This window comes from Thermobispora bispora DSM 43833 (assembly GCF_000092645.1).
Classification (GTDB): Bacteria; Actinomycetota; Actinomycetes; order Streptosporangiales; family Streptosporangiaceae; genus Thermobispora; species Thermobispora bispora.
Window position 1 is genome coordinate 3,132,855 of sequence record NC_014165.1, and the last position, 17,535, is coordinate 3,150,389.

Below are 17,535 nucleotides of genomic sequence, written 5' to 3' on the forward strand. Positions count from 1 at the left end.
CGACGCCGGGCCCATTCGCCGGGTTCGCCGTCGTCGCGCCGGCCGGCGCGGTCTGGCGCGCAGCGGGGTCAGCTGCCGTCGCGCAGCCCGGCGGGGGCGGCCGGGACGAACGTCACCTGATCGAAGGTGACCTCGCACCCGGGCCCGGTCGGTGACTGCGCCTCGAACCCCACCAGTGCCGGCGCCGACGGGTCGCCGAGGCGGAAGTAGCGGACCAGGTGCCAGAAGGCTCCGTCGTGGCTGGCGTGGAACGCCCACGCCTGCCCCAGCCGGGACACCCGCAGCCACACGGCGTCGCCGTCCACGGTGAACGCGTTCGCGTCGTCCGACTCCCCGCGGGTCACCACGGTCACCACGGTCGGCGCACCCTGTGGGGAGAGCTCGAAGCAGAGCTTGGCCCACGTCCGCTCGCCGGACCAGACCAGCAGCACCCCGGCGTCGTACGTGTGGGCCAGCGTCGCGCGCACCCGGGCGGCGAGCTGGAAGTCGCCGGCCGGGGCCGGACCGAGCAGCCTTGGCGCGGTGAGCACCGGCTCGCCTCCGGCCGGATCGATGAACATGTCGGTACGCTCGCCGGCCGCGACCGTCAGCACGCCACCGTCGATCCTGCCGCTGACGGGAGGACCTGCCAGGAGAGGGCGACCGGGAGCCCGGGGATCGAGATCGGGGACTGCATTCCCGGGAGTTTATTCACGATCACCGAACCCGGGCAGGGAAACAGAGATATCCGATCCGATGCGAACAATGCCGACAATTCCCTCCGGCGGTGGGCCTGGTTCAGTCCTCCGGCGGTGGACCTGATCCGGAGTCGCACGTCGAGACCCTGGGCCGGGGCGCGCATCGAGGCCGCGGTGACCGATGGCCCGGGCGCGGTGGTCCCGCCACCGGCGGAGGCGATGCGGTGGCCCACGTCCCCCGCCGGCCCGCCGGAGGCGGCACGGTGCCCCCTGTCTCCTGCTGAGGTGGGCGGGCCGGGGATGAGCCAAGGCGATGCGGTGGCCGGCGTCCCCCGCCGGCCCGCCGGGCGTGCGGCCGGCCCAGGCGTCGCCCGGTCCGGCCAGGACCGGATCCGGCGTCGCCGGGGCGCGCGGCCGGGCTAGCGGCCGCGCATCAGGCCGTGGCAGGCGATCGCCGCCGCGGCGACCACGTTGAGCGAGTCCACCCCGCGCGCCATGGCGGCCGGGCTCATCGGGATGCACACCCGCTCGTCGGCGAGGTCCAGCCAGCGCGCCGAGAGCCCGTCGCCCTCCGAGCCCAGCAGGAGCGCGACCCGCTCCCCCAGCTCCGCCTCGTGGAGCGGGACGGCCGACTGGTCCGGGGTGAGGGCGAGCAGCCGGAAGCCCGCGGCCCGGACCTCGCCGAGCCCGTGGTACCAGTCGTCCATCCGGGCGTACGGGATCGCGAACACCGCGCCCATGGAGACCTTCACCGCCCGCCGGTAGAGCGGGTCGGCGCACCGCGGGGAGAGGATGATCGCGTCCACCCCGAGCGCCGCCGCGCATCGGAAGATCGCGCCGACGTTCCCGTGGTCGACGAGGTCCTCGAGGATGAGGATCCGGCCGGGCGGTCCCTCACCGGAGCCCGGGCCGGTGAGCAGTCCGGCGACCGAGGGCAGCTCGGGCCGTTCCACCGCGGCGAGCGCGCCGCGGTGGACCTGGAAGCCGGCGATGCCGCGCATCACCTCGTCCGAGACGAGGTAGGTGGGGACGTCCCCGATCACGTCGGCGAGCCGGTCGAGCCACTTGGCCGTGGTGAGCACCGAGCGGAGCCGGTGGCCGGTGGCGACCGCGCGCCGGATCACCTTCTCTCCCTCGGCGATGAAGAGCCCGCGTTCCGCCTCGAGGCTCTTGCGCAGCTCGGAGTCGCGCAGCCGTACGTAGTCGGCGATCCGGGGATCGGCTGCGTCGTCGACCGGGATGACCACGCGCCAAAGGGTACGGCCGGATGGGACCGTTCCGGACACTCACCGGCCGGACGAGGGGCGCGGCGGTACCCCACGAATCCCCGCAATCTCCATATCAAGGTATCGACTGCGCCTTTCACATAAGTAACACAAGCCTGTATGTTTCCCTAAGCATCACGGGCGGGGATCTCCCGTGATCACGTGACGAGCCTGAGCCGGAAGGACACGAAGAGGTCACCCGTGGGCGGAAGGCACCGCACTGACGAATTCGACGACCTGACTTCGCAGAAGGAGCAATCACCACGCCGGCGGGCGGGCACGGGCACGGTCCTCGCTCCCCTCGCCGGATCGATCGCCTTGGCCGTCCTGTGCAGCGTCGCTGCCTACGTCGTGGTCCAGAAGAACCCGAGCTGCTCGTCCTCGGACACGATCAAGCTCTCCGTCGCCGCCTCCCCGGACATCCACCCCGCGGTGCAGAAGGTCGCCGACCGGTTCGCCAAGGAGCCCAAGGACGTCGACGGCAAGTGCGTGTCGGTCTCCGTCAAGGCGGTCGGCTCGGCCGACGTCGCCAACGCCATCGCGGGAACCGGTCCCACCCGCGCGAAGATCGACCCGGACGTCTGGATCCCCGACTCCAGGATCTGGCTCGCCCGCCTCGCCAAGCAGGGGGTGCCGGCGCCGAAGCCCGCCGGCAGCGCGGCGTACTCCCCGATCGTGATGACCGCCTCGAAGGCGGGCGCCGAACAGCTCAAGTCAGTGTTCAACCCGGCGAGCTGGACCGCGTTGATGAGCGCCGCCAACGCGGCCAACCCCGACGGCCTCTCCCGCAAGATCCGGGTGCTCGGGCTGGACCCCACGCAGAACGCGGCCGGGCTCGGCGCGCTGATCGCCGGGGCGAGCGTGCTCAAGGCGAACAACGGCGGTGACGACCTCTTCGTCGGCGTGCTCCGCCGGCTCGTGGACAACACGGTGCCCACCCCGGACAGCATGTTCGCCACGCTGACCAAGGCGTCGGCGCGGGTCCCGGTCGGGGTCGCCAGCGAGCAGGCGGTCTGGGCGCACAACATGAAGACCTCGCCGTCGAACCCGGCCGTCGCGCTCTACCCCGCCGAGGGGACGATCATCCTCGACTACCCGATCATCGTCCGCACGAAGGACAGGAACCTCCGCAAGGCGGCCGAGCTGTTCACCGCCGAGCTCACCTCGGACGCCGGGCGGAAGCTGGTGCAGGAGCACGGGTTCCGCACCCCGGACGGCAAGGGCGGCAGCCTGCTCAAGCCCGAGAACGGGGTGAGCGCGAAGAAGCCGGCCGAGATGCCGCTGCCGGACAACGCCTCGATCAACAAGGTCGCCCAGGCGTGGAACCAGCTCCGCATGGGCACCCGGCTGCTCGCGCTCCTCGACATCTCCGGGACGATGCTCCTGCCCGCGGACCGGACCGGGGTGAGCCGGATGGACGCGATCAAGAACATCACCCGCGAAGGGCTGCGGCTCTTCCCGGACAAGGCCGAGATCGGCACCTGGGTCTTCTCCGACAACCTGCGCGGCCAGGGCGTCGACTGGAAGGAGGTCGTGCCGATGGGGCCGCTCGGGGCGCAGATCGGGGGCATGACCCGCCGCGAGTACATCGAGAAGACGCTGCGCGAGGTCAAGGCGATCCCGACCGGCAACACCGGCCTGAACGACACCTTGTGGGCGGCCTACCAGAAGATGCTCAAGGAGTACACGCCCGACAAGGTCAGCACGATCCTCCTGTTCACCGACGGGGTGGGCAACGACGACCCGAACGGCGGGATCTCCAACGAGGAGATCCTGCGCAAGCTCCGGCAGGCCTACGACCCCAAGCGGCCGGTCAGCATCCTGATCATCTCGGTCAACACGACCAAGGACGAGGACCGGGCGCAGATGACCGCGATCGCCAAGGCCACCGGGGGCGCCGCGTACTTCCCGCAGTCGGTGCTCGAGATCCGCAACATCTTCCTCAAGGGCTTCGCCCGCCGGCTGTGCGCGCCCAACTGCCCGGGCTCGGCGCAGTCGTAGCGGCGCCGGACGGCGAATGATCGCAGGGGCCGTGCCCGGCCGGTCCGATCCGGTCGGGTACGGCCCCGCCCGTCTGCGGTACCGACCGGGGCGCACTGCGCCGACCGGTGATAACGGCACAGGCTCGACTTTGCCGTCCTATCTGCTCTGCGCCGCTCCTATGGGATAGGATCCCAGATTCCAGAGGGAACTTTGACAATTCCGTGGGTGGAACGTGACAACTGCACGGAATTGGTATGGGATCTCTCTGTTCGCCCTCTACGGGATCAAGATTCACATTCGGAGCATTCAAGATCGATGACCGGAAAGCGCCTCGCCGTCACGCTGCCACTCGCCGTGGCCTGCGCGGCCGGTGCGGTGTTAGCGATCGCCGACGTGCGGACCCCGCTCCGCACCGTCCTGGCCCCGCTCTTCCTCGCGGTGGTCCCCGGGGCGGGAGTGGCCGGGCTGCTCCGCGGCCGTGATCCGCTCACCACACTCGCCGTCGCAGGGGCATCGAGCCTCGCGATCAACATCATCGTCGCCGAGGCCATGCTCATCTTCGACGTCTGGTCGTACCGTGCCGGGGTGGTCACGGTCGGGATCCTCGGCCTCTTCCTGTTCGTGCTCCGTCTGATCTACCGGGGAGGGGCGTCAGCGGCACAGCGAACCTGAACGGCTTCCCGAGCAGCGGGCGCCGGCCGGACCGGGAAGGCCCTCGCGCGGCGAAAGCCCAATCACACAGATCTCATCGGCATGCCGGCATAACGGAAATCACATGTCCGGCATAGCCGATAAAGATCATTAAACGGGGATTCGCCTACTCAAAAGTTTACGCAAGGTAAATCCAAAAATTGATCTTTCCGGTTTCGATCTTCCCTAGATCAATTAGCGAAGGAAAATCGATCTATATGAGCGCCAGGACCCCCCACAGAACCCCCCATAGGAGCGTTCTCTCGGTCTCGGTCAACGGCTCCGGCAACGCTGTGGAGCGTTTCACCCCCCTTGGGCCGCTGATAGCGATCAGCCCCACGGTGAGCGTCGTCGTGCCGGCGAAGAACGAAGCCAAGAACCTCCCCCACGTGTTCTCCACCATCCCGTCCTGGGTGCACGAGATCGTGCTGGTCGACGGGCACTCGACCGATGGCACCCCCGAGGTCGCCAAGCGGCTCCGGCCCGACGTGCGGGTGGTGCACCAGCGCGGCAAGGGCAAGGGCGACGCACTCGCCGAAGGACTCGCCGCGTGCACCGGGGACATCATCGTCATGATCGACGCGGATGGCTCGACCGACGGACACGAGATCATCCGGTTCGTCAGCGCCCTGGTGAGCGGTGCCGACTTCGTCAAGGGCTCCCGATACCTCGCGGGCGGCGGGAGCGCGGACCTGACCCTCTCCCGCCGGCTCGGCAACAGCGTGCTGCGGTGGATCGTCAACCGCCTCTTCGGGACCCGCTACACGGACCTCTGCTACGGCTACAACGCGGTGTGGGCCCGGCACGTGCCGCTGCTCCGGCTCGACTGCGACGGGTTCGAGGTGGAGACGGTGATGAACATCCGGGCCGCCCTCGCCGGCCTCCGCGTGCACGAGGTCCCCAGTTTCGAGCAGCCCCGCATCCACGGGGAGAGCAACCTCCGCGCGGTGCGGGACGGGTTCCGGGTCCTCCGGACGATCATGCGCGAGTGGCGCGGGCGGCGGCGGTTCACCGCGTCGGTCCCGGCCGTGGCCACCGTGGGCGCGGTCGCGGCGGACGACAGGGGAGCCGCATGAGCCGACGGACGTCGGTGATCATCTGCGTCTACACCGAGGATCGCTGGGAGGACATCGGCGCTGCGGTCGAGTCGGTCCGGCGGCAGCGCCGCCAGCCGCACGAGCTGATCATCGTGGTCGATCACAACCCCGACCTGTGCCTGCGGCTGAAGCGAGAGCACCCCGACGCGATCGTGGTGGAGAACGCCCAGGCGCGCGGGCTGTCCGGCGGCCGGAACACCGGCGTGGGGATCGCCACCGGCGACCTGGTGGCCTTCCTCGACGACGACGCGATCGCCGACCCCGGATGGCTCCACGCGTTCGAGGCGGCCTTCGCCGACCCGGCCGTGGTGGCCGTCGGCGGGTTCACCCGGCCCCGGTGGGCGACCGGCCGCCGCCCGCGCTGGTTCCCCGAGGAGTTCGACTGGACGGTCGGCTGCTCCTACCGGGGGATGCCGGCCCAGCGGTCGCGGATCCGCAACGTGATGGGCGGCAACGCGGCCTTCCGGCGGGACGTGGTGATCGAGGCCGGCGGGTTCCGCACGCACATCGGGCGGAGCGTGCGCGGCCGGGCCAGCCGTCCCCTCGGCTGCGAGGAGACGGAGCTGTGCATCCGGATCACCCAGCGGCGCCCCGGTTCGGTCATCCTGTTCGAGCCCGCCGCGGTGATCGAGCACAAGGTGACCGCCGAGCGCGCGCGCTTCGCCTACTTCCGGGCGCGATGCTTCGCCGAGGGCCTGTCGAAGGCGCTCGTCACGGAGAGCGTCGGCGCCCAGGACGGGCTGTCGAGCGAGGTGAGCTACGCCACGCGGACGCTCCCCGCCGGTGTGCTCCGCGGGCTCGGCGACGCCGTACGGGGGGACCTCGCCGGCCTCGGCCGCGCCACCGCGATCATGGTCGGGCTGGCCTGGACCGCGTGCGGCTACCTCGGGGGCCGGATCCGGTCGGCGGTCTCCGCGCGGTGAGCGACCGGCCCGTTCCCCCAGAGCGCCGGGAGACCGCCCGGCGGCGGTCTGCCACGCGGTCCTCCGGCACGGCGGAGCGCCGGGCCCGCACATCGTCCTCACCCTCAGGCGCACAGGCGGACGGGCGCGTTCCCTCTTCTCTCTTCCACAGGCCCGGCGCCATGGCGCACACTCGGTCCAACGATCCTTTCCGGACGACCCCATGGAAGGGAGGAGCGCGCGTGCTCCCGCCTGACGGCAGGGGGCCACGTGCCACGTCTCCGATGACACGCGTGCCCATCCTGATGTACCACTCGATCACCGACAGCCCGACGCCGGTGACCCGGCGGCACGCGGTACGGCCGGCCGACTTCGCCGAGCAGATGGCCTACCTGAAGGAGAGCGGGTTCACGCCGATCACCTTCGGCGACCTCGCCAGCGCCCTGGGCCTGCACGGGCCGCCGTTACGCGGCGAGCCCGCGCCCCGGCTTCCCGACAAGCCGATAGTGATCACCTTCGACGACGGCTACGCGGACTTCCACGACACGGCGCTCCCCGTGCTCGACAAGTACGGCTTCCGCTGCACGCTCTTCCTGACCACCGGGTGGGTGCGGGACGCCGGAGCCGCCGCGGCGGGCCGGCCGCCCGGCCCCACACTGTGCTGGAGCCAGGTCCGCGAGGCCGCCGACCATGGGGTGGAGATCGGCGGGCACAGCCACAGCCACCCCCAGCTCGACCAGCTCCCCACCGAGGCGATCCGCGCGGAGCTGCGGGACAACAAGGCCCTGCTCGAGGATCTGCTCGGCCGGCCGGTGACCACGATGGCCTACCCGTTCGGGTACCACAGCGCCCGGGTCCGGGAGGAGGTGGTGAGCGCCGGGTACGCCGCCGCCTGCGCGGTGCGCAACGCGGTCGCGGCGATCGACCGCTGCGACGCGCTCATCCTGCCCCGGCTCACCGTGGGCCCGAGCACCTCGATGGCGCGGTTCCGCCTGCTGGTCCACGATCGGGGGATCCCCCTGATCTACCTCAAGGAGCGCATCCTCACCGCCGGTTATGCGGTGGTCCGCCGCGCCAAGTACGGCCTCAATCGGATCTCTACGCGCCGGTAAGATTCCGCTCCCCCAGGTGTCAGCCATGCCGCGATCGGGGAAAAACTTCGCGACCGCGGATTAGAGGGGGCATTGTGGCCCAAGCATGGCTGCCTGGCACCTACCGACTTCCCTCCACTGAGGACTTCGGACCGATGCTCGGCGGAGCTCCCCGGGTCGTCTGGTTCATCTGGCCGGCCGATCCTACAGCGGTGTCGGCCCGGTCGGTGGCGCAGCGGCTGCTCCAGCTCAAGTGCCCTTCCCACCTGGTGTGGAACCCGGTGACCGGGGAGATCGCCCAGATGCTGCCGCCCACCCGTGCGGCGTGCGGGCTGCCGCGCGAGCGGGGCAGGAACGGCCGTGTCTGCATCCAGATCCGGGTGATCGGGTCGTCGCACGAGCCGTTCACCGACACCAAGCTGGAGCGGCTGGACGAGATCCTGGCCTGGCTCGATGCGTGGCACGTGCCCAGGAAGTGGCCGGCCGGCCCGCCGCTGCCCTACCCGCACTCGCTCACCGCGGAGCGCAGCACCCGGCTGTGGGCGCAGGGCGGGCACTTCGGCCATTCGCAGGTCCCCGGGGCCCACGACGGCGATCCCGGCAAGATCGACATCACCAGGATCGTGGGGAACGGCGCGCCCCGCCTGCAGCTCCCGGCCCCGCGCGAGGACTACCGGGTGCTGGAGGAGGTGGGGTGAGGCGGCGGCCCGCCGCCTACCACGGCTGAACCGTCGCCGTGGGACGCCATGGCCCGGCCCGGGCCCGCCGGACCGGGCCATGGGGGAATCCGTTACTCTCCCGTGCCTGGGAGCCGAGCCTCACTAAGCTAGGTCTCGGCGGGGGCCCGGCGATGAGGAGACCGCGATGTACGGCCATACGGGTTCCTGGCGCGTCCCCGGCTACACGGAGATCCGGGAGCTCGGTACGCGCGGCGGCGGCAGAGTCGTGCTCGCTCGGCGCGACGCCGACGGCGTGCTCGTAGCGATCAAGTACTTCTCCGGCGAGCTCTCCGCGGACCTGCGCTTCATGCCCAGGCTGCGGCACGAGGCACGCCAGCTCGCCGCGATGGACCCGCACCCCCATATCGCGCGGATCCATGACTGCGTCGATTCGCGGCAGGGCGCCGCGATCGTGATGGAGCTGGTCAACGGCGTCTCGCTCCGCGCGATGCTCCGGTCGCACGGGCCGATCGGCCCGGAGGCCGCGCTCACCGTGCTCAAGGCGTCGCTCCTCGCCTTGGCCGCCGCCCACGAGATCGGCGTGCTCCACCGGGACTACAAGCCGGAGAACGTGCTGATCGAGGGCGACGGCACGGTCAAGCTCGTCGACTTCGGCGCCGCGCCGCCGTCCGAGCCCGCGGACCCGGCGGACGCCCCGCCGTACCGGGCCCCTGAGCAGTGGCTGAACGGCCTGGCCACTCCGGCGAGCGACATCTACGCCGCCACGGTGGTCTTCTTCGAATGCCTCACCGGAACCCGGCCCGCCCGTGCCGGCGGCTCCCCCGGCCAGGGCCGGCCGATCGATCCCGCCGCCGACCGGCTTCCCCCGTCGCTGCGCCGCCTCATCGAGCGCGGCACGGCCGGCCGCCCGTCCGACCGGCCGCAGTCGGCGGCCGCCTTCGCCGAGGAGCTCACGGAGATCGCCACCGCCGGGTACGGCCCGGAGTGGGAGGTGCGGGGACGGCAGCGGCTCGCCGCGCTCGCCGGGCTGCTCGACGCCTTCTTCCCGCTCGGCGGCGAACCGGACGATCGGTTCGACCCCCTGCCGGCGCGGCCCCGCGGGGCGTTCGCCCGGGCGGGGACGCGGATCGCGCTGCTCTGCACCGGGCTCGCGGTGATCGCCGGCGGCGCCGCGATGGCGCTGCACCCGGGGGACGGCGCGGGCCGCCCGGGCGCGCCCGCGACCACCGCGACCGTGCCGGCCGTCCCTCCGGTGCCGGACCGGGCCACGGCCGATCCCGTCGTCGCCGAGCCGGAGGTCACGCCCACCCCGGCGCCGCGGACCAGCGCCCCGGCCTCGCCGGCACCGCCGACGCCCACGCCGCCGGGGTCCACACCGCCGGGGCCCACGCCGTCGGCGCGGCCGCAGCCCTCGCCCACCGTGCCGCCGAGCCGTACCCGGCCCCCGGCGTCGCGGCCCAGCGCCGCGCCCACCAAGAGGACGAGCCCGGTCCAGTCACGGCGCGGCACCGGCACGCCGCGGCCGGAGAGCCCGCCCGCGGACAACCCCGGCTCGCCCGATCCGGTGATCATCGACCGGATGCCCGACGTGACCTCGCGGCCGGTGACCACGGCGCCGTCCCGCCCCGGGACCACGCCGCCCCAGAGCCCCGGTGGCGGGAGCCCGTCGTGACCGGCGGCCGCGAGCGGCCGTGCGATGGCGGCGTGCGGCCGGCACGGCCATGCCGTCGGCCGGGCGCGGGCCGCGCAACCAGAAAAGGACCAGGTTTCGCTGAAAGTGCCGATTCATTAGTGTGACGCGCATGACGACGACCCCCGCTGGCTGGTACCCCGATCCGTACGGCTCGCCGCTGCTGCGCTGGTGGGACGGCACCCAGTGGACGGAGCACACCCATCCCCCGGTGGCCGGTCAGTCGCCGCCGCAGCCCGGCCGGCCCCAGCCCGCTCAGCAGCCCTGGCAGCCGCAGCCGCCGGCCGGCCCGGGGCCGTGGCCCGGGCAGCCCGCCCCCATCCCGGCTCCGGGCATGGGCGCGCCGCCCCGATCGTCGATCTGGGCGTGGATCGCCGGCGGAGCCGCGCTCGTGGTCGTCCTCGCGCTCATCCTCGGCGGCCTGCTGGTCTTCCTGAACCGGGACACCTCGACCGCCGCCCAGCGGCCCGCGCCCACGGGCCCGCTGGACTCGGTCGTCCCCCAGCCCTCGCCGTCCGAGGACCCGCTGCGGCCGGCCCAGCCGTCCAACGGCCGGATCGACGACCCGGTGACCGGTCTGTCGTACCTGTTCCCCGGCGCCCCGTGGCAGCCGCTGACCGTCCGTCCGCAGAGCCAGCCCGGCACGCCCATCTGGAGCAGCGGCTACTACGCGGTCTCCCAGGAGAACTACGACGGCCGGGGGAACCAGTGGATCGGGTCGATCTTCGCCGGCATCCTGCCGGAGTCGTTCTCGTATGACGGGCCGCAGGACCTCAAGAAGGTCGCGGAGTCGCTCCTCCCCCGCTACGAGAGCGAGTTCTACCCGGTCGAGCACAAGACCAAGGTCGTGCGCAGCGAGGCCAAGAAGGTCGGCGACCGGGAGGGGTGGCTGATCGAGTTCGAGCTCGACTTCTCCGAGGCGTCCCGGACGTACGGCCTGGCGTGGAAGAGCGAGCGCGGGGCCTTCGTTCTCGTCGATCGGGGAGCCGGGCAGCTCCCCGCGCTGATGTACCTGTCCATACCGGAGAACCTCGATCAATCGGTGCTCACCCGGGTCCTCGACTCGCTCGAAGCCCGGTGAGCCGGGACTACCCTTGAGCCATGACTGACCCGCTGGTCTGGATCGACTGTGAGATGACCGGGCTCGACCTCACCCGGGACGCGCTCGTCGAGGTGGCGTGCATCGTGACCGACGGCGAGCTGAACCCGGTGGACGAGGGCGTGGCCGTGGTCATCAAGCCGCCGCCGGAGACCCTCGAGCAGATGTCCGACGTGGTGCGCGAGATGCACACCGCCTCAGGGCTGCTCGACGAGCTGGCGGGCGGGGTCACGCTCGCCGAGGCCGAGGCGACCGTGCTCGGCTACATCCGCTCTCACGTCCCCGAGGCCAAGAAGGCCCCGCTCTGCGGGAACTCGATCGCGACCGACCGGGCGTTCCTGGCGCGGGACATGCCCCTCGTCGACGCCTACCTGCACTACCGGATGGTCGACGTCTCCACGATCAAGGAGCTCGCCCGCCGGTGGTACCCGCGGGTGTACTTCGCCTCCCCGGAGAAGCAGGGCGGGCACCGTGCGCTCGCCGACATCACCGAGAGCATCCGGGAGCTGCGGTACTACCGCGCGGCGATCTTCGTTCCCCAGCCGGGCCCGGACTCGGCGGCCGCCCGTGAGGTCGCCGAAGCGGTCTCTCGCTTCTGAGGCGCGGCCGTGGAGCAAACAGCCTCGAATTACCGCTACACTTTCTATCGGCACCGCGCACTGCGGTCATGGTGGGTGTAGCTCAGTTGGCAGAGCACCAGGTTGTGGTCCTGGGTGTCGTGGGTTCAAGTCCCATCACTCACCCCAGCCGGTGACGGCCGGTCCGGAAGGACCGGCCGTCCGCTTTTCTCTGGCTTTTCCGGCCCGAGCCCATCCCGCCGCCACCGGTCGATGGGCTACCGTGAGTTTCACCAGATACGCCGCGCGGGGGCCTCGGCGATCGTAGGGCTCTTTGACGGAGGCCGGATGAGAGTCGAAAACCGCAGCAAGAGCGTGCTCAGCAAGCGGGAGACCGAGGTCATGGAGCTGATCGCCTCCGGTCACTCCAATGGCGAGATCGCTCGGCGTCTCTTCCTGAGTGAGAAGACCGTCAAGAACCATGTGAACCGGATCTACGCCAAGCTCGGCGTACGGTCTCGCACGTCCGCGATCGGACGGTGGCGCGCCACGGCCGGCGAGCCCGAGGGCTGACCGGGGCTCGCTGAAACGCCGCGCGCCGCGTCGCCCGGACCGGGCGGCGCGGCGCGGCGAGGCCACATGCTTCAGCGGGAGGCGAGGACCTTCCGCAGACCGGCGATGCCGTGCTCGAGCTCCTCGGGCTCGATGTTCAGCGGCGGGCGGAGCCGTACCGACCGCTCCCCGCAGGGGAGCATGAGGATGCCCTCCTCCTCCCGGAGCCGGGTGATCACGTCCCGGTTGTCCGGGACGTCGAAGGCGCACATGAGCCCGCGGCCCCGGGCGTTGCTGACGAGACCCTCCGCCTCCAGGCTCTTGAGCATCCCGAGGAGCTTCTCCCCGAGGATGCCGGCCCGCGGGATCAGGCCGTCCCGCTCGATGATCTCGAGGATCCGGCGGGACCGCACCATGTCGACGAGCCCGCCGCCCCAGGTGGAGTTGATCCGGCTGCTCACCCGGAACACGTTGTCCGGGACGAGGTCGACCCGGCGCCCCGCCATGATCCCGCCGACCTGGACCTTCTTGGCGAAGGCCACGATGTCCGGCTCGAGGCCGAGCTGCTGGTAGGCCCACGGCGTCCCGGTGAGCCCGACGCCGGTCTGCACCTCGTCCACGATGAACAGGGCCTCGTACTCGTGGCAGAGCGCCTGCATCGCCTGAAGGAACTCCGGCCGCATGTGGTTGTCGCCGCCCTCGCCCTGGATGGGCTCGGCGATGAAGCACGCGATGTCGTGGGGGAACCTCTCGAACGCCTCCCTGGCCTGCGCGAGGGCGCGCCGCTCCGCCTCCTCCACGTCGCCGAAGTGGATCGCCGGCACCTCGATCCGCGGCCAGCCGAACTTCGGGAACCGCTCGGTCTTCACCGGGTCGGTGTTGGTGAGCGAGAGCGTGTACCCGCTGCGGCCGTGGAAGGCCCGGGTGAGGTGGAGCACCTTGGTGCCGAGCGCGGGGTCGCGGCCGTGGGCCTCGTTCCACCGGCTCTTCCAGTCGAACGCGCACTTGAGCGCGTTCTCCACGGCGAGCGCGCCGCCCTCGACGAAGAAGAGGTGGGGGAGCTCGGGGTCACCGAGCACCCGCTGGAACGTCTCGACGAACTCGGCGAGCTCGACCGTGTACATGTCCGAGTTGGCGGGCTTGTTCGCCGCGACCCGGCCGAGGTAGGCGAGGAACTCCGGGTCGTCGGCGAACGGATTCATGCCGAGCGGCGACGAGGCGTAGAAGGTGTAGAAGTCCAGGTAGCGCCGGCCGTCCCTCGCGTCGACCAGCCAGGCTCCGGAGCTCTTCTCCAGGTCGAGCACCAGATCGAACCCGTCGACGAGCAGATGCCGCGCGAGGGTCTCGTGTACAGCGCTGGGGTCCATGTCGCCTCCGCGTCACACCAAGGGGCAGGATGATTCCCTCACTGGCGGCATTCTATGTGAAGACTTTCCTGATAAATCCATCTTCTTCCGGATGATTTTGCGCTTCGGGATCATGCCTGCCGCGTACGGATCCCGCCGGTGCGGCATCAGCGGGCGCTCCGCCACGCTCCCGGGAAGGCGGCATCGGCCCGCGTGCGCGGTTCACCCGGACCGATCCCGGCGGCGGCGAGGGATACCCGGCGGCGGTCGCCGCGGCGCCGGGATCCGGGCGCGCGCGGCCCGCGGTACGCTGCTCGGCCGGGCCCGGGTGTGGGAGGAGGTCGTGTGGCGAAGCGGACGAGAGAGCCGGTCCCCGGCCGGTATCCGGTGGCCGGCGGAGAGGTCGAGCTGCTCCGCGATCTCGACCGCCCGGACGGCTGGATGATCGTCGTGAACGGGGTGCCGCAGTCCTACGTGGACCTGAGCGACCCCACCTACCTGGACTTCTCGTACGTCCAGCTCATCGCCCTCGTGATCGACGCCCTGCCGGAAGGGCCGCTCGACGCCGTCCACATCGGCGGGGGCGCGTGCACCATCCCGCGGTACATATCGGCGAAGCGCCCGGGCTCCCGGCACATCGTGGTGGAGCCGGACGCCGCGCTGGTCCGGCTCGTCCGGGAGCAGCTCCGGCTCAACTCGGTCCCCCGGCTGAAGGTCCGCGTGCTCGACGGCCGCACCGCCGTGGCCGCCCTGGCCGACCGGTCGGCCGACCTGTTCGTGCTCGACGCGTTCACCGGCGCCTCCATGCCGGTGGAGCTCGCCACGGTCGAGTACATGACCGAGGTCGCCCGCATCCTGCGGCCGGCCGGGACCCTGGTGGTGAACGTCGCCGACGGCAAGGGGCTGCCGTTCGCCAAACGGCTGATCGCCTCGGTCCGCGCGGCGCTCCCCCACGCCGCGCTCCTCGCCGAGCCCGGGATCCTGCGCGGCCGGCGGTTCGGCAACGTGATCGTGGCCGCCTCCGCGGCCGAGCTGCCGCTCGGGACGCTGACCCGGCGGGCGGCCGGCGGGCTCACCCAGGCGAGGTGCCTGGCGGGCGACGACCTCACCCGGCTCATCGCCGGCGCCGCCCCCATCCGCGACGGCGACCCCGTGCTCTCCCCCGTGCCGCCGCCCGGCCTGTTCACTTAGGCATCGCCCGGGCTCCGCGCGCCACCGGGCCGGGCGTCCTGCGACCGGCGCCCGGCCGGGACCCCGGGGCATCACCCGGTCGGCTTGGCGTCATCCGGGCCGCCCGGCCCCATCCGGGCGGGAGCGCTGACGCGGATCTTCCGCAAGCCCAGGAGTCCGGGTGGTGGTCGACGCGCTGCGGGTGAACTCCGCGAGCCGTCCCTGCCACCGGCCGGCGATGCCGGTCGGCACCATCACGTGCGCGGGCTCCCGCCATGGACCGGGACCCGGGCCTGCCCCGGACCACCGGAGGCCGGCCGTCCCCGGCGGAGCCGTACGCGGAAGACGCGCCGCTAGGAGGCGTTCGCCACCCCGTGGGCGGCGAGGATGCCGTCGATCCGCGCGGCGAGCGTGTAGTCGAGGTCGGTGAGGGCGCCCGCGTCGTGGGTGGTGAGCGCGAAGTGGAGCGTCCGCCACCTGATGTCGATGTCCGGATGGTGGTTGAGCGCCTCGGCCTGCTCGGCGATCTCGTTCACGATGGCGATGGCGGTGCGGAAGTCCGGGGCCACCACGCTCCTGCGCAGGGTGTTGCCGTCCCGCCGCCACTCCGAAGCGTCGTACATGCCTCCAGCACATCACGAACCGCGCGGCCGCGGCCAGCAGGGCCCCGGATCGCGGCGCCGCGGGGTGCCCCAGGATCGCGCGGATCATCGAGACTGGTATCCGGCAAGAGCCGCGGGAAGGAGGATCCGTGCCCCTGCAGATGATCGGTACGCCGAGCGACCCCGGCCTCCTCCGGCTTCCCTGGGAGATCCCCCTCGCGGAGTGGCCCGGCCACCACCTGGTGACGCTGCCCCGCGGTATCTCCCGGCACGTGGTGCGCTTCGTCCGGATCTCCGGGCACGTGTACGCGATCAAGGAGATCTCGGAGCGGTACGCCAAGCGGGAGTACGAGCTGCTGCGCGACCTGGTCCGGCTCGACGTCCCGGCCGTCGAGCCGGTCGCGATCATCACCGGCCGGACGGCCGAGGACGGCACGCCGCTCGACTCAGCGCTGATCACCAAGCATCTGCAGTTCTCGCTCCCCTACCGGATCGTGCTCTCCGGCGGCTCGGTCCGCCCCGACACGCTGACCCGCCTGCTCGACGCGCTCGCCGTGCTGCTCGTCCGGCTCCACCTCGTCGGGTTCTACTGGGGCGACTGCTCGCTGTCGAACACCCTGTTCCGGCGGGACGCCGGCGCGTTCGCCGCGTACCTCGTGGACGCGGAGACCGGGGAGCTCCACCCGGCCATCAGCGAGGGCATGCGCGAGCACGACATCGAGGTGGCGCACATGAACATCTACGGCGAGCTGCTCGACCTGGAGGCCGGCGGGCTGCTGCCGCAGACGGTCGACCCGCTCGCCTTCGCCGACCGGCTCACCGAGCAGTACGGCAAGCTCTGGGCCGAGCTCACCCAGGACGAGATCGTCGAAGAGATGGACTGGCACCGGGTGGATCAGCGGATCCGCCGGCTCAACTCGCTCGGCTTCGACGTGGCCGAGATGATGATCCGCCGCAAGGCCGGCACCTCGCGGCTGCTCGTCCGGCCGAAGGTGGTGGACGCCGGGCACCACCAGCGCCGGCTGCTCCGGCTCACCGGCCTCGACGTGGAGGAGAACCAGGCGCGGCGGCTGCTCAACGACCTCGACTCGTTCCGCGTCTCGAACGGCCTGCAGCACGAGGACGAGGCGATCGTCGCCCACCGCTGGCTCGCCGAGGTGTTCCAGCCCGTGGTGAACGCGATCCCCCCGGAGCTGCGCCGCAAGCTCGAGCCCGCGCAGATCTTCCACGAGGTGCTGGACCACCGGTGGTTCCTGTCGGAGGCGGCGGGACGGGACGTCGGCCTCGAGACGGCGGTCCGCTCCTACATCGAGAACGTGCTGGTCTTCAAGCCCGACGAGAAGGCCATCCTCCCCACCGCCGAGGGCGGGGAGGCCATCACCTCGTCCTCGGCTCCGGCCGAGTGACCGGGCCGGACCGGGCGGTGAGCTCCTCCAGGTACGCCGCGGCCTCCGGGATCCGGTCCTCGCTGAACACGCGGACGCCGTGCCGCTCCAGCAGGGCGGTGGTCACGCCCTGGCCCGGCGCGGTCCGGCCCTGGAAGGTGCCGTCGTAGATCCGCAGCGAGCCGCAGGACGGGCTGCCCTCCTTGAGGATCGCGATCCGCGCCCCGGCCTTCCGCGCCGCCTCCAGCGCCCGGCGGGCGCCGGCGAGGAAGGCCTCGGTCACGTCCTCGCCCGTGGCGGTGCGTACCCGGGCCGCACCGGAGAGCACGGCCTCGCCCCCGGCGCCGCCCTCGATCTCCGCGGGCGGGCGGGGCACGGGAAGCCCGCCCTCGACCTCCGGGCAGAACGGGACGAGGCGGCCCTCGGCCCGCCAGCGGGCGAGCAGCTCGTCGTGGCTGGTCTTCGCCCGCCCGTCGTACCGCACCGGCCGGCCGAGCAGGCACGCGCTGACGAGAATCCGCTCCACCCGTCCATTCTCGCCGCGGGCCGGGCGTGCTCGGCACGCGCCGAGGGCCGCCGGGGCGCCTCGCGCACCACCGGCGATCCCCGCCCGGCCGGCCGCGGGGCCCGGCGGAGGCTCGGCGGCGCATCGGCGGTGAGGGCAAACCGGGGGCCGGGCGCAGGGCCCGGCCGGGCGAGCCGGGACGGGCGGGCGGGCCGGCTCGGGCGCTCGGATACGCCCGGCCCGG

17 protein-coding genes and 1 tRNA gene are annotated in these 17,535 nt (G+C 72.0%); 13 read left to right on the plus strand and 5 right to left on the minus strand.

Going from position 1 to position 17,535, the window contains the following annotated elements; genetic code table 11:
* Positions 1 to 68 precede the first annotated feature (68 nt).
* Together TBIS_RS13235 and TBIS_RS13240 are read right to left on the minus strand one after the other, a co-directional pair.
* Positions 69 to 593, minus strand: a complete 525-nt coding sequence (locus TBIS_RS13235) for a DUF1349 domain-containing protein (protein ID WP_013132904.1) — start codon at positions 591 to 593, stop codon at positions 69 to 71.
* Between the two features lie 503 nt (positions 594 to 1,096).
* Complete coding sequence (locus TBIS_RS13240; protein WP_013132905.1) at positions 1,097 to 1,924, minus strand: TrmH family RNA methyltransferase; 828 nt, start codon at positions 1,922 to 1,924, stop codon at positions 1,097 to 1,099.
* Between the two features lie 336 nt (positions 1,925 to 2,260).
* Here TBIS_RS13240 and TBIS_RS13245 point away from each other — a divergent pair, with 336 nt between their 5' ends.
* The 11 genes from TBIS_RS13245 (at position 2,261) to TBIS_RS13295 (ending at position 12,304) form a co-directional block, all read left to right on the plus strand.
* Positions 2,261 to 3,943, plus strand: a complete 1,683-nt coding sequence (locus TBIS_RS13245) for a substrate-binding and VWA domain-containing protein (RefSeq protein ID WP_241019717.1) — start codon at positions 2,261 to 2,263, stop codon at positions 3,941 to 3,943.
* Between the two features lie 297 nt (positions 3,944 to 4,240).
* A complete protein-coding gene (locus tag TBIS_RS13250; RefSeq protein ID WP_013132907.1) occupies positions 4,241 to 4,597 on the plus strand; it encodes a hypothetical protein in 357 nt (118 codons plus the stop codon).
* Between the two features lie 359 nt (positions 4,598 to 4,956).
* A complete protein-coding gene (locus tag TBIS_RS13255; protein ID WP_241019718.1) occupies positions 4,957 to 5,691 on the plus strand; it encodes a glycosyltransferase family 2 protein in 735 nt (244 codons plus the stop codon).
* A complete protein-coding gene (locus tag TBIS_RS13260; protein ID WP_013132909.1) occupies positions 5,688 to 6,635 on the plus strand; it encodes a glycosyltransferase family 2 protein in 948 nt (315 codons plus the stop codon). The genes TBIS_RS13255 and TBIS_RS13260 overlap by 4 nt, the downstream gene beginning before the upstream one ends.
* A 263-nt stretch (positions 6,636 to 6,898) precedes the next feature.
* Complete coding sequence (locus TBIS_RS13265; RefSeq protein ID WP_041431576.1) at positions 6,899 to 7,726, plus strand: polysaccharide deacetylase family protein; 828 nt, start codon at positions 6,899 to 6,901, stop codon at positions 7,724 to 7,726.
* A gap of 134 nt (positions 7,727 to 7,860) precedes the next feature.
* Positions 7,861 to 8,403, plus strand: coding sequence for a hypothetical protein (locus TBIS_RS13270; RefSeq protein WP_013132911.1), 543 nt, complete (start codon positions 7,861 to 7,863; stop codon positions 8,401 to 8,403).
* Between the two features lie 166 nt (positions 8,404 to 8,569).
* Complete coding sequence (locus TBIS_RS13275; protein ID WP_013132912.1) at positions 8,570 to 10,057, plus strand: serine/threonine-protein kinase; 1,488 nt, start codon at positions 8,570 to 8,572, stop codon at positions 10,055 to 10,057.
* 130 nt (positions 10,058 to 10,187) lie between these two features.
* On the plus strand, positions 10,188 to 11,156 hold the full coding sequence (locus TBIS_RS19550; protein WP_013132913.1) for a DUF2510 domain-containing protein: 969 nt from the start codon (positions 10,188 to 10,190) through the stop codon (positions 11,154 to 11,156).
* Between the two features lie 20 nt (positions 11,157 to 11,176).
* Positions 11,177 to 11,773: an oligoribonuclease gene (orn, locus tag TBIS_RS13285; RefSeq protein ID WP_013132914.1), complete on the plus strand. Its 597-nt coding sequence runs from the start codon at positions 11,177 to 11,179 to the stop codon at positions 11,771 to 11,773.
* A gap of 71 nt (positions 11,774 to 11,844) precedes the next feature.
* Positions 11,845 to 11,920: transfer RNA gene (locus TBIS_RS13290), tRNA-His, on the plus strand.
* 159 nt (positions 11,921 to 12,079) lie between these two features.
* A complete protein-coding gene (locus TBIS_RS13295) occupies positions 12,080 to 12,304 on the plus strand; it encodes a helix-turn-helix domain-containing protein (RefSeq protein WP_013132915.1) in 225 nt (74 codons plus the stop codon).
* 71 nt (positions 12,305 to 12,375) lie between these two features.
* Here TBIS_RS13295 and lat read toward each other — a convergent pair whose 3' ends face one another.
* Positions 12,376 to 13,650 carry an L-lysine 6-transaminase gene (gene lat, locus TBIS_RS13300; RefSeq protein ID WP_013132916.1) on the minus strand — a complete coding sequence of 425 codons (1,275 nt, stop codon included), beginning with the start codon at positions 13,648 to 13,650 and terminating at the stop codon, positions 12,376 to 12,378.
* Positions 13,651 to 13,974: 324 nt separating this feature from the next.
* Here lat and TBIS_RS13305 point away from each other — a divergent pair, with 324 nt between their 5' ends.
* The gene (locus tag TBIS_RS13305) at positions 13,975 to 14,820 is read left to right on the plus strand and encodes a spermidine synthase (protein ID WP_013132917.1); all 846 of its coding nucleotides are present in this window, start codon (positions 13,975 to 13,977) and stop codon (positions 14,818 to 14,820) included.
* Between the two features lie 332 nt (positions 14,821 to 15,152).
* Here TBIS_RS13305 and TBIS_RS13310 read toward each other — a convergent pair whose 3' ends face one another.
* Entirely contained in the window at positions 15,153 to 15,422 is a 270-nt protein-coding gene (locus tag TBIS_RS13310; RefSeq protein WP_013132918.1) for a 4a-hydroxytetrahydrobiopterin dehydratase, read from the minus strand.
* A gap of 128 nt (positions 15,423 to 15,550) precedes the next feature.
* On the opposite strand from TBIS_RS13310, the gene TBIS_RS13315 reads away from it, so the two are divergent.
* A complete protein-coding gene (locus TBIS_RS13315) occupies positions 15,551 to 16,807 on the plus strand; it encodes a DUF4032 domain-containing protein (protein WP_013132919.1) in 1,257 nt (418 codons plus the stop codon).
* On the opposite strand, the gene TBIS_RS13320 is transcribed toward TBIS_RS13315, so the two are convergent.
* A complete protein-coding gene (locus tag TBIS_RS13320; protein ID WP_013132920.1) occupies positions 16,779 to 17,312 on the minus strand; it encodes a 2-thiouracil desulfurase family protein in 534 nt (177 codons plus the stop codon). The genes TBIS_RS13315 and TBIS_RS13320 overlap by 29 nt on opposite strands.
* Positions 17,313 to 17,535 lie beyond the last annotated feature (223 nt).

What these genes read in the sequence shown, in the direction of transcription:
- TBIS_RS13250 (WP_013132907.1), top strand. Translation starts at nt 4,241, where the DNA reads ATGACCGGAAAGCGCCTCGCCGTCACGCTGCCACTCGCCGTGGCCTGC.
- TBIS_RS13260 (WP_013132909.1), top strand. Translation starts at nt 5,688, where the DNA reads ATGAGCCGACGGACGTCGGTGATCATCTGCGTCTACACCGAGGATCGC.
- TBIS_RS13265 (WP_041431576.1), top strand. Translation starts at nt 6,899, where the DNA reads ATGACACGCGTGCCCATCCTGATGTACCACTCGATCACCGACAGCCCG.
- TBIS_RS13270 (WP_013132911.1), top strand. Translation starts at nt 7,861, where the DNA reads ATGCTCGGCGGAGCTCCCCGGGTCGTCTGGTTCATCTGGCCGGCCGAT.
- TBIS_RS13275 (WP_013132912.1), top strand. Translation starts at nt 8,570, where the DNA reads ATGTACGGCCATACGGGTTCCTGGCGCGTCCCCGGCTACACGGAGATC.
- TBIS_RS19550 (WP_013132913.1), top strand. Translation starts at nt 10,188, where the DNA reads ATGACGACGACCCCCGCTGGCTGGTACCCCGATCCGTACGGCTCGCCG.
- orn (WP_013132914.1), top strand. Translation starts at nt 11,177, where the DNA reads ATGACTGACCCGCTGGTCTGGATCGACTGTGAGATGACCGGGCTCGAC.
- TBIS_RS13295 (WP_013132915.1), top strand. Translation starts at nt 12,080, where the DNA reads ATGAGAGTCGAAAACCGCAGCAAGAGCGTGCTCAGCAAGCGGGAGACC.
- lat (WP_013132916.1), bottom strand. Translation starts at nt 13,650, where the DNA reads ATGGACCCCAGCGCTGTACACGAGACCCTCGCGCGGCATCTGCTCGTC.
- TBIS_RS13310 (WP_013132918.1), bottom strand. Translation starts at nt 15,422, where the DNA reads ATGTACGACGCTTCGGAGTGGCGGCGGGACGGCAACACCCTGCGCAGG.